General features: G+C 51.4%; 7 protein-coding genes and 3 pseudogenes. 7 read left to right on the top strand and 3 right to left on the bottom strand.

The features are described from left to right. Nucleotides 1-191, bottom strand: a 191-nt coding sequence (locus tag AKV04_RS10010; RefSeq protein WP_054006303.1) for a transposase, incomplete at its 3' end; no start/stop codon positions are given. Between the two features lie 506 nt (nt 192-697). On the opposite strand from AKV04_RS10010, the gene AKV04_RS26160 reads away from it, so the two are divergent. The 3 genes and pseudogenes from AKV04_RS26160 to AKV04_RS25520 form a co-directional block, all read left to right on the top strand. After that, entirely contained in the window at nt 698-4,063 is a 3,366-nt protein-coding gene (locus AKV04_RS26160) for a protein kinase family protein (RefSeq protein ID WP_156317461.1), read from the top strand. Nucleotides 4,064-4,401: 338 nt separating this feature from the next. After that, nucleotides 4,402-5,616 carry a peptidoglycan-binding domain-containing protein gene (locus tag AKV04_RS26155; protein ID WP_162232856.1) on the top strand — a complete coding sequence of 405 codons (1,215 nt, stop codon included), beginning with the start codon at nt 4,402-4,404 and terminating at the stop codon, nt 5,614-5,616. Between the two features lie 131 nt (nt 5,617-5,747). Continuing rightward, a pseudogene (locus AKV04_RS25520) lies at nt 5,748-6,628 on the top strand (integrase core domain-containing protein); the annotation flags it as partial. A gap of 9 nt (nt 6,629-6,637) precedes the next feature. Here AKV04_RS25520 and AKV04_RS27830 read toward each other — a convergent pair. Further along, a pseudogene (locus AKV04_RS27830) lies at nt 6,638-6,813 on the bottom strand (IS110 family transposase); the annotation flags it as partial. 87 nt (nt 6,814-6,900) lie between these two features. Continuing rightward, nucleotides 6,901-7,173 (bottom strand): annotated as a pseudogene (locus AKV04_RS09990) (IS66 family transposase); the annotation flags it as partial. A gap of 551 nt (nt 7,174-7,724) precedes the next feature. On the opposite strand from AKV04_RS09990, the gene AKV04_RS09985 reads away from it, so the two are divergent. From AKV04_RS09985 to AKV04_RS09970, 4 genes are all read left to right on the top strand, one after another. After that, nucleotides 7,725-8,687: a hypothetical protein gene (locus tag AKV04_RS09985; protein ID WP_156317459.1), complete on the top strand. Its 963-nt coding sequence runs from the start codon at nt 7,725-7,727 to the stop codon at nt 8,685-8,687. Between the two features lie 160 nt (nt 8,688-8,847). Then, nucleotides 8,848-9,090, top strand: a complete 243-nt coding sequence (locus AKV04_RS09980) for a helix-turn-helix domain-containing protein (protein ID WP_235815596.1) — start codon at nt 8,848-8,850, stop codon at nt 9,088-9,090. Nucleotides 9,091-9,257: 167 nt separating this feature from the next. Continuing rightward, complete coding sequence (locus AKV04_RS09975; RefSeq protein WP_054006298.1) at nt 9,258-10,952, top strand: site-specific integrase; 1,695 nt, start codon at nt 9,258-9,260, stop codon at nt 10,950-10,952. A gap of 5 nt (nt 10,953-10,957) precedes the next feature. Beyond that, nucleotides 10,958-11,677, top strand: a 720-nt coding sequence (locus AKV04_RS09970) for a hypothetical protein (RefSeq protein WP_156317458.1), incomplete at its 3' end; no start/stop codon positions are given.

The following is an 11,677-nucleotide window of genomic DNA, read 5'->3' as shown; positions in this document are numbered from 1 at the left end:
CTGTTCTCATCCTCAAGCTGCTTAAGACGTTTGGCATCAGACAGGTCCATCCCACCATACTTGGCCTTCAGCTTGTAGAAAGTCGCGGGGCTCAATCCATGCTTTCGGCATAGCTCAGCGGTTGGCAAACCAGCCTCCTGCTCTTTGATCATCCCGATTATCTGCGCATCGGTAAAACGGCTTTTCCTCATTCGTCTGCTCCTTCAGGGATGGGCAGACTCTACATCAGATCGAGGGAACTTCCGGGGGGCAGGTCAATACGCAAATTCGCAATTTGAGAAACGCCTGCAGGTAGTTCGCTCACATCTGAAGGAAGGCAATGTCGATAGGCCGCCCTTAGCCCTTAGCTGACCTTTCAAATGCTGCCAAGCGCCGTGTTGTTGCCGAGCATCCACATTTTCGCGACCTCTTTATTGCGGGCCCATCGCCCCCTCCCCCGGCACGGTTCCTCCCCAGCCCCGTTTGTATGCGGGGGGCGCAGTGCGGCGGTTCGCTAGCGACTGGCGTTTTCACCGGGGAAGCTAGGCGGAATCCACTTGGCGGAAACAAAACAAGAAAACGTGGTGATTCGGGGAGGATTACCCCATCCCAGACAATTATTTGAAGGCCGGAGTTGACACCATATCCACTCAATGCTCTACTTTGCATATTAGAAAAACGTGCATCATTCCGTCGGATAACGAGCGAGGCTTCAATGATGACTTTCACCCACCACTACAACGTTCAGATAGAATATCAAAACAATTTAAGAATCGTAATAGGAAAATTGCTCAAAGGTCGAGGTGAGGCGGTTGATGCTATAGAGCTAGAGACACTTAGCTCGCATACCAATCACCAAAACTTCATATCCAGATATATATTTCTGGCGTCAACCCGAATGCACATGGCAAAATTTTATAGTACCGAGAACTCGTTGAACACTTACCCAGAGGATAACTTGCTGCAAGCTCTTGTCAGTTCTTCAGTAGGCTTTGTAAAGGATTATCGGCACTCCAACAATTTAGATAGTTATCCACCGTATTATGCAGATTTCGCAAAGCAAATTGAAGTAGGAGAAAACGCAGATCAGACGGAACTTACAATATTCTGCGGTAACTCACTGTATAAAATAATGTATCTAGTTCTGACTCGATCTACAAATACTTCTTATTCATCTTCAGAACTAGTAGCTGTCCAGCAGATACTTGATACTAGAGCGGTGTTAAGCTGCCTCAAATCTGAACTGATTTCGAAATGGTTTGAAGATTTCGCAACTTCAAATAAGACTCCAATTTCGCCAGTGCAACTTAAAGCAAAGAGAATCCTTTCCGAACTTGTTCAAAAATATTCCGACACATATGCTGTTTTGGATCGGCCCACGCAAAATCAGATTGTCGGCGACGGTTCTCCAAATTCATTTATCGATCTGGAACGCGAGCAACTACTTTCCACTCGCCCCACTCAAACCAAAAAAATAGGCTTTCCTATTAGTACTTTGAAGGATAGCGGGCAGGAACTCCCTTCTAAACCAGCGACGAAAGCGATGATGGCCCGTCGCAGCGGAATAAGCTCCGAGGAGCAAATTCGTCTTGACGGTAGTCAAACTGATCTCGATATTCTACAAAAAAAATTAGATAACAATGAATGTGCAAGAATTCCGATTACCCCAAACTATTCTATCTTCGCGGAGCGAAGCGATGGTAGCGTACTTGGACCCATTGGCGAAGGCACAACTGCCATAGTTCTATTTGCGCGTAGGTCAGGAGACCCTCAGTCCCTTGGAACAGACGCTCCCAACTTCGCAATAAGAATTCCAAGAATGTCGACCGGGAGTAGGATCCAAAATTTTGAAAATGCAGAAACCTGCTACTTGGAGCACATTCAGTCGACTACCTTAAATGGTCGTGCTGCGCTACATTCACCTGTAGAACTGGGTTGTTTTCATAATATTGTTGCAACTGATTCGGGAGATGAACTCGGCCTAGATATCTCAAAAGACAAAGGTCAGATCTCAATTATACCTGTTTTCCGTATGGGTCCAGGCCTCTCGCTAAAAATTGGACTGATAAGTGACAAATTTATTTGGCCCGAATCGTTGGAACTTGCGCTACGCAACCGCGGTGAGAGCCCTTCAGATATATTTGCTTCAGTTTCTGAACTATTGAGAAAAAACAGAGCTATAGCACGGGGAGCCGCTAATTCCGGAGGTGTTGGCAAAGAGTTTCAAATGCCTCCAGTATATCTAGCGGAGGACGTTCCCACAATTACCAACGAAAAGCGACGCAGCGAAAGGGCCGGAACAATTTCACTGGATCGTCAAGCGGTTGAGAATTTTTACGTCAATGAAAGCGCCAGCGGCTGGTTCATCGGCTTGCCTTATATGGTTAGTGACTGGCTGTCGGCAGATTTACAACGTTCTCTGGTGGGTGTCGTAACGAGAACCTCTGTACAGCATACGCAAGGCAAGGATCGACGCTTGCTCCCAATCTGGCAGCAACTTCGGGACCTTCCGCTTCACGGATGGCTACAAATGTGCAGCCGCCTTTGTGACGGCCTGAGCGCAATACACCTCACAAATCCAACTGAAGATTTTGCAAATGCTCACGGTGATGTTCGCCCTGCCAACGTTATGTTCGTGAGAAATCATGAACCGCGTGAGTGCAAGTGGATTGATATTGGACTTGGCTCACTACTAGCGAGAGAGCGCAGGTTAGGATTTAGCCTCCGGCGTTCAATTTTTTACTCTTGGGAGAAACTTACGCATGAGTCGGAGGAAAATGATTTCGCTCAAATGAATACTTTCGACGATGCTGAAGGAAAAAAGAGATTCTCCATAAGCTTGATGTTTCGCGACAGTAATCTTAGCCCCGCCCAAGCAATTAGATTAAGACAATCTACCAATGGAACAAGTGGTAGGCTATCTCTATTGAAGAGGGGAGATCGACTTGTAGTAGGCGGCGAATTTGTTTTCAGGATCGACGAGGTCAGGGACTCTGAACTTATAGTTGACAAATCATGGAAAATATACAGCAATCAGTTTTTAGTGGAGTCGAGTATAGCCGAAATTTTCTCCAAGCGAGGCCACAAGCCTATGGCTGATTTTAAGGTTCTGTGGCGCTGGGGAATCGCCAGCGATATATACGGTTTTGGCGTTTTGCTTTTGTACGTATTCTATATGCGTGGCCGTTACGGCGAGTTGACCTCTAGAAATCTGGAAGATTTTCAGGGGGCGTCAGTCGTGGATGTCGAGGACGAATTTTCTAATCTTGTTGGAGCTATCCGTAATCAAGGTTTCTTAAGCGCATTTTTTCGAAGCCTTGCTGGCAGTTCCATTCCAGATAGTTCGGGGAAGACAGATCCTTCATTTAATGCGAAGAGTGATCTATTGGGCCTGTCGGACAATATTATGCTCCACACCCGTCCCAGTAGTGGAGGTAACCTCACTGGCAGTAAGGATCTCACGGAAAACGAGAAAGATATCATCAACCGACTGCAGGAAGTAGTCGACGAACTCAGCATCCACGCACCCGGCCTTCAGACTGTTTTCTACGGCTTAAACAGCAATCCAGCATTATTCTCAGCTTTTTTGTACGTGGTACTCGCTTGCTTGTGGAGGAAGGACGAAGTTGAGAGAATTGGTTTGATTGGGGGATTGCTTGATTCTCGCGTCGTTTTTTCACCCTATTGTACTTCGCGGCTTCGGGACGATACAGAGGGTAGCATCCCAACTGTGGATCTTCATAGAGACTTACAAATACTTGAACGCCACTTGAGCTCAAAACCTGAGTCTAGTGGTAAATTTGACCAAGCTCAGCCTTTAGTTGAGCCTGGGGAATATAGATCGATGCATCGAGGTGGCACAATCCACTCGACGTTACAGGAGCAAAACAGTAGGATCGGGGAATTGGAAAAGATCGTTAAATCGATAGCGGATCTCTCAAAATCTGCACCTTCAAAAAACAACGTTGGTTTTGGATTTCTTAAGTTCGGATTTTGGAAGCTCGGCAGCAATAGTCAAAATTCCGAACTTTTGAGAAAGATCGAAGAAATTGTAATTACGACACAGATATCTGGAAAAAACTAACGTGTTGAGATAAGTGTCAATCGGCGCGCAAAACTAACACCGCGCCATCTCGGCCCCCGCAGGCGCGTGGCCCGGCAGTGTAGCAGGGCGTTCTGGAAGCGCTAAACGAGATATCACGCCCGGAGCCGGATCGAGGCAAACCGTCACGCGTTTCGAAGGCGAACATCTACCGGGTAATGGAGCAAACCATCCCGACACCCAAACTGCCAAAGTCCAAATCGGCCTCGTTCGCATCAACGCTGCAGCGCAGTCGGGATCATCAAGATCGTCCGCATGGCATAAACTCAATGTGGCGTCACGCTTCAAACGTGCGTTGCACAGCAACATCAGTCTATTGTATGGTCGAAATTGGAGCCTTCAGCGAGGAAAATATGAGAATTTCGTGCTTTTTTGCAATGGCATTCTTCATGCTTGTACCATCAGAATTTGCGCATGCGCAAACATCAAAAAACGTTGAATGCCTTCAAAGAAATCTTGCCGTGCTTGGTTACGATGTTGGACAGGCAGACGGCAAAATTGGAAACAAAACCAACAAAGCCGCATCGAGTTTTAATCTAATTACCAAAATATTACCTGACCTGACTGAAGCCGCTTCAGCAAATTGGTGTTTTCAGACCGGGGAGGCCGTTACTAGAGGCGATTGGGCAGGCTATAGGTCAATATATGACGTATCGTCTCCGCTCAAAGAACTGGCGATGTCTTCAGTCTTCCAGATATTGACTGTAACCCTGCTTGAGAAAGACAAGGACAATTATGAAGTTGTCGACATGGTGAATGACCAAACAACAACCAAAGTTCCTCGTATTCGTGATGATGCGCGGACGTTCCAAATAGAGACCTGCCGAAATCAAGGCTTGAAAAGATGTCCGATATTTCGCACCAAAGAGACTGGTTCTGGATTCGTGAATAATGGCACTGATTTTTACACTTGTCGCCACATGATTCACAATTGGTTAGTTATTGCCGCCAAAGAAAACTCTACTTCAATAGAAAAATTATCGCCTCCAATTGAATTACTGAACTATAGAAAGGAACTTATTTACAGCTCGGCAAAATCGAAAGAAAACATAATGAAAATATCAAAAATTAATACAGATCCGAGGCTGGACTTTATATTAACGGATAAATTTACTGTAAAAAACCAAATCGAGCTATTTTTTGCATTTTCTGAATATACCTCCATGAGATCACCAATCGATTTAATTCCAAAAATCAACACCCCTTTTGTGTTTGACATCGCAGATAACGATATCATATTTAATAGTGGATACCCAGGACGGACTGCGTTACCTAATGTTGCAACAAAAAATAACGCACCTGGTGATCAACTTGTCACCTCCACAGGTAAAGTTGTTGGTCATAACTTGCAGCAGCAGGCAATGGCATCATCTGCGGTCAGTACTCCAGGGATGAGTGGAGGAATGACCACTACTGCTGATGGAAAGATCGTGGGGTTAGCGTGCTCTGGCGAACCAGGAGTTTCTACGACCAATATGCTAAACGAACTAACTCTCGAAGGATTTTGGGGTTATATGCAGGAAACACCGATTTAGCATATTGTTTGAGACATCGAAAATGTTATGTTGCTGAGATGTTGCGTCCCGGATGATCACATAGACCCTCGGCGCTCTTCGTTTTTCATGGCAAGATCGGTTCTGAGGGACATTCGGGACGGGGTGCAGCGATGCTGATCCATCTTCACAAGCAGGCGACGACGACACCCAAGGTGCGGGGGGCGATTCAGGCCAGCGCGGAGCCAGCGTCAGCCCTCGCGGCGCGCTTCGGCACGACCGAGCAGACCGTCTACAAGTGGAGGCACCGCGACAGCGTTCATGAACCGCAGCCACACGCCGCACCGGCTGCAAACCACCTTGACCCCGGCGCAAGAGGCGGTGGCGTTGGTTCTTCGCAAGATCCTGCTGGTGTCGATCGACGATCTGCTGGCGGTGGTCAGGGAGTTCCTGAATGCGGACGTCTCCCGATCTGTCCTTGACCGCTGTCTGCGACGGCACGGGGTCGCATCCCTGCGCGATCTGCAGGGATGCGACCACTGGCCCCAGCACAAGGCATTCAGGGCCTACGAGCCAGGCTATCTGCATGTCGACGTGAAGTATCTGCCTCAAATGGCGGACGAAACCTTCGCGACGCTACCTGTTTGTGGCGATTGACCGAGCCACCCGCTGGGTGTTCATCCGGGTTTTCAAATCCAAGACCGCGGCCAATGCCCGTCGCTTCCTGCGCGATCTGGAACGCGCCTGCCCAAGCCGGGTCAGGACGTTTTTGACCGAAAATGGGAAGGAGTTCACCGACCGCCTGTTAGGTCTGCGCAAAAGTAGCGCCACCGGCAGGCACGAATTTGACCTTCTGTGCGCCGCCCTAGGCATCGAACACCGCCTCGCCCCGCCCCAGCACCCCCAAACAAACGGCATGGTGGAACGCTTCAACGGCCGCATCGAAGAGGTGCTGCGATCACACCACTTCCATTCCGGCGAGGAACTGGAGACCACGCTGCACCGCTATGTGGCCCTCTACAATCAGCAGCTCCCTCAGTCAGGCTTGGGCAGCTAGACGCCCATGTGCCGTCGCACAAGCCTCCATCGCGACGCAGCATCCTCCTTGCTTGGCTAAAAATGACAATAGTTGCGCCCGCGAAAGTTTCTTCTGGAAGGCAACGACCCATCCGCTTGCGTACCGTGAAGTTGGAAAACGCAATTGGCAAGATCGACGCCGATGATTGTGACTTCCGACATATGATTCTCCTCCCTGATTAATAGGAACCCAATGTGAAAGCATGACATATTACGAAGCTGGCGAGTGGGGCATCTACGCCATCAGCAATAGGCGGCACGACCCACCCAGTCAGCAAGAGTCGAGCGGTCGAGATTAACACCGTGGCGGCTGTAGATTTGTACCTGGCGATAGAGGGGAAGATGATCGGCATATTTGCTGAGCAGAACATCGGCCACTGTCGCTTCGGTTGGCATGCCACCGGGGATCAATCGCGCCGGTGCAGCCGCTTGAACCAAGCCGTCGGTGCAGCAGCGGCAGGCGTATTTAGGGCGGCGGGTCACGATCACGCGGAACTGGGCGGGCACGATGTCAAGCCGTTCCTATACGTCAACGCCTTCCACCCGGCCACTTCACAGTCGTCGAGCGAGACGTTGAAACGTATTATGAAAAAAAGATATGAAAACAATAATTTGGCCTGCTATAGGGGGCGATGGGACGATGGGACGAGCTCAGAATCCGCTGGACAGTTCACCTTGTCTCGGCGGCGTGGTCATCATTGGCATCAACCACCACCGAGCTTTCCAAAACTGTCAGAAGCGGTGAAACGCCGAGGATTCATCCAGAATTTCAGAAGGCGACCTCCAGATCGGGTCGGCCCGACGCACGATGCAGTACGACCTTTCACTTAAAGGGGGTTATTTAGCCGTCGGAGCCGCAAATTCTCCAGATGCTCACTGGGACAGACTGGACGCCACAATCAGGCCCGATATGAAAATCCATCGCAGTTTATGTTGTAAACCCTGTTATATTCATCGACCAAATAGCGAAAACTTCGCTATGTCAAATTGATGCTTACCCAACCTACTGCTAGCAGACAAAAAAGGGCTGGATGCAAAGCATTCCATCGCCCAACCACTAAGGGGTCGACCAAATGGCACGGCGGCAAACACGCGCCACAGCGCAAAACCCATTTGCCTCGACTGAGGAACCAAGAATAGAAATTTCTCTGCGCGAGGACCTTCTTGAAGGCACCTCATGGCGTCCTGCGGATGGCTTACCGCCATTCGTTAATTGGTATGGATTTTTATCAGACACTATCCCAGACATGACGAGGCTAACGATAATCGTCGATCTCGAAGCTGAAGAGTCTACTCTCCCGCTTCTATCAGTACTCGTCGGTGTGGCTGCAAACATCTTTCTGGGGCTTCGGTCATTTCAAGCGGCACCCACCACATCAGAGGGCTTCAACAGGCTCCATGATATGAAGAACGCGGCTCAAAAATTGGCGATACTGGCTAAGGGGGGAACTCCTTCCATGGCACAACCCTCACCATATACCACTCCAGAAAGCTTAGGGCCGCTTGGACCTAGAACGCCAAGTCTGCACGCATTCTTGCACGACCTGTTGGAAGAAATTGATCAGCCTGATCCAAGCTTACGTAAAGATCCCGAGGCGTGGAAGCGCGCTTTAGCTGAAGCATACCGCCGAGATCGCCGCCTGCGCTTATTTTTCGGCCGTCTTGATGAGATCGTCAAGCGGCTTACGATATCAGATAGAGCGGTCGAGGCGAATGTTCGCTTGGACCCGCGAACCCGAAAGAAAGGTGTGCCGGCAGATGCTGCGCGGAATTGGCTCTTGATCAGGCTAATGTGGATTTGGCGCGACGCGCTAGGCCGAAACAACCGTATTTACCTCCCACAGGATAGCAAAAATGGCGATGTGTCGAGCGCCATCCCGCCAGAAGATGGCATTATAGAGTTCATTTGCGACGTGATGAGCCGCATTGAACCAATCGCGCCACATGAACTTTCTGCGTTGGAGAAAAAGCTATTTGAGCTTCGGCCACAGGTTCCTTTGAGTCCTCTTCTCGACGTAACTCAAAAACTCTTCTGAATTAGCGGAATATCTTGCGACCGGGCTGATGTGCATGGTCAGGCGATGACATGTCGCCCCACTCCCCCAGTAGAGACTAGCGCAAACGCGCGCACCTTGAGTGACGCGTTGCATCAGCTTGTCCGCCTGTTGGCGCAGCAAGCTGCGCGGGAAGCGTGCGGTGTCAGCAAACCTGATCCAAAGGATGATCCCAATGTCGACTAAGCCGCCGCCCAAAAGCAACACCGCTGACGAACTTCTGACAGTTAAAGAGATCGCGGCTTTGGATCGCTGCTCGGAGAAAACTGTGCGCCGGGCAATCAAAACCGGCTTGCTTCAAGCTCTGCACATTGGCCCCGGCGTCCGTATTTTGCGGGTGACCAAGCAGGCGCACGAGACATACCGCAAGGCGCAACGCCTGTAAGATGCAGTGTCCACCAATGTCCATATAAGTCAATAAGTTACGAAGCTGTCGGGAATACGCAAACCAGATATTCGGCCCAGATTTCTTGCTATTGTCTTCCCGAATGTCTATACCTGTCACTGGATGTCCGCCCGAGGCCCCAAGTGACCCAAACTCAGGAGCTCCAAATGAAGACCATCGACGCAAAACTGATCGAGGTAGCCATGCATCCCATTGGGACGCAAACCTTCGCCGACATTATTCAACGCCTTGAGGTTGCCGCCGACCTCGACGACGTGCGCAAACGCGACCTTATCTCGGGTTTGCGCCGTGTCGCAGACGCTCTTGGCCGCCAACCCCAGGATACGATCGCCGACCCGCATTGGCTGCAGCCGCGCTTGTCCAAAGTTGCGCCCGCAGCGTTGCGGCTCTCAGATAAGACGTGGCAGAACGTGGTGAGCAACGCGCGTGCGGCGCTGGCGCATTTCGGCATCGTCAAGCGCCGGAACCGGCATATTGATGATCTCCAGCCTGGTTGGAAGCTGCTGTGGCAGGCGGTGCTTGCCTCGGACGATCGCACACTTACCGCCGGGCTTGGTCGCTTCGTTCACTTCCTCAACATCCTTGAAGTTGCCCCTGACGGGGTGACCCAAGCACATGCAGACGCCTTCCTTGTGGCGGTTAAGGCAGACGAGATCGCCAAGAGCCCAGAAAAAAGCTGGCGCGATGCAGTCTGCGCGTGGACGCTTGCCACAAAGCGCATCGATGGCTGGCCGCAGATCAACTTGGTGGTGCCAAAGCGTCAGAACGTGATCAAACTTCCTGACGAAGCGATGCCCGCAGCGTTTCTTGCCGATCTGGCTCAATTTATGCACCTCAGCGCGAAGCCCGATCTTTTCGCCGACGAGGGTCCCACGCGCGCTCTTGCGGCTTCTACGATCAAACATCGCACGGCAATGCTGAAGCGCTTTGCCTCTGAGCTGATTAGAGCAGGCGTCCCAGAAGCAGAAATCAACTCTGTCGCGGCCATTTGTGAGCCAAGCACTGCAAAACGCGGCCTTCAGGCCATGGTTGCCCGCAATGACAACAAAACCAACACTGTGATCGACGATATGGCGGGCATTCTGATTGCATGCGCTGGCAGGTTGAACATGGCTGAAGATGCTCGGGCGGGCCTTATCGCATTGGCGCGCCGCGTCGCCAAGCCTCCACAAAAAGGTATGACAACCAAAAACCGAGAGCGCTTGCGCGTGTTGCGGGATAACGCGACCCTGCGTCGCCTGCTTGAGCTGCCCGATAAACTCTGCGCAATGAGCCGCAGGTTGAACCCAAAAGCTACGGCGCTTGCGCGCGAGGACGCGCTTGCCATCGCGATCTTGCTGGCCTGCCCTTTGCGGATCGGCAACATTTCCGCAATTCATATCTATCAGAACCTTCAGCGCCCCGGAGACGGTCGTCTGTTCCTCAACTTCGTCGAGGACGAGATCAAAAATCATCGTCCTATGGAGTTTGAGGTGCCGCGCGATGTCCGCGTGATGCTTGATAAGCATTTGGCCAATCGCTCTCCGCTGCTTTGCCCGCTCGATACGCCTTGGTTGTTCCCGCGCCGTGATGGGACAAGTTCTGTGGACAAAAGCACCCTTTCCACTCGCTTGACCCAGCGGATACGCAAGGAGACGGGTATCGCGATGAATGCGCATTTGTTCCGCCATCTTGCCGCAATGCTGTGGCTGGACGCCAATCCCGGGTCATACGAGGCCGTGCGGCGTTTGTTGGGGCATTCGTCTGTGAGCAAAACCATTAGCTTTTATACTGGCTTGGAAGCGCACTCGGTGTTTGAAGCCTTTGGCAAGGTGCTTACAGCCAAGAAAGGTGGCCGGTAATGCGGATGTCCCTGCCGTTTTCGGAATGGCCCGCCACTGATCAGCAGATGTGGCACGATCTGCAGCGACAAGGTGGGCCGTTCGACGACCGCGGTGCGCTGTCGCATCTGCGCCAAACGTCACTGGATACTTATCAGTGTGCATATGAACGTTGGCTCCAATGGCTCCGGCAGGAAGATTTTGTGACGCTGGATGCCCATCCGGTTGAACGCGCCACCGTGCCGCGTCTCAAAGCTTGGCTGGCATCGATGATCACCATTGATCCCGCAAGTGTGGCAATGTTCTTGAGGGGTACACTTCGTGTGCTTCAAGCAGCCGGGCCTAACAATGATTGGTCAGCCCATAGGCGTGTAGGGCGCGGGTTGCAGCCCGCCGTTGGCCGCGGAACTCCCCAACGCAAGCAAGGCAGAATTCTCTCTAGCCGCGTCCTTTTGGAGGCGGGCCTTCGTCACGCGGGCCCAGAAGCCGCTGCTGCCACCACACCGCTTGGGCGCGCGAAAGCGCAACGGGACGGAACCATGGTGGCAATGCTTGCAGCGATGCCAATACGCCGTCGGTCCTTCACGTTGTTGAAGATTGGCGAATCGCTGTTGATCACAAAGAGTGCGATTATCGTGGCCTTGTCAGAAGACATGACTAAAAATGGGGTCGCATGGGAGGCCACTTTACCGGAGCCAGCGGCAGCCGTTCTTCGCGACTATCTCACCAATACCCGGCCTTTTTTG

It is taken from the genome of Cypionkella psychrotolerans, from assembly GCF_001294535.1.
GTDB classification, from domain to species: Bacteria; Pseudomonadota; Alphaproteobacteria; order Rhodobacterales; family Rhodobacteraceae; genus Cypionkella; species Cypionkella psychrotolerans.
This window is presented reverse-complemented; position numbering and strand designations above follow the sequence as displayed.

What these genes read in the sequence shown, in the direction of transcription:
- AKV04_RS26160 (WP_156317461.1), top strand. Translation starts at nt 698, where the DNA reads ATGACTTTCACCCACCACTACAACGTTCAGATAGAATATCAAAACAAT.
- AKV04_RS26155 (WP_162232856.1), top strand. Translation starts at nt 4,402, where the DNA reads ATGGTCGAAATTGGAGCCTTCAGCGAGGAAAATATGAGAATTTCGTGC.
- AKV04_RS09985 (WP_156317459.1), top strand. Translation starts at nt 7,725, where the DNA reads ATGGCACGGCGGCAAACACGCGCCACAGCGCAAAACCCATTTGCCTCG.
- AKV04_RS09975 (WP_054006298.1), top strand. Translation starts at nt 9,258, where the DNA reads ATGAAGACCATCGACGCAAAACTGATCGAGGTAGCCATGCATCCCATT.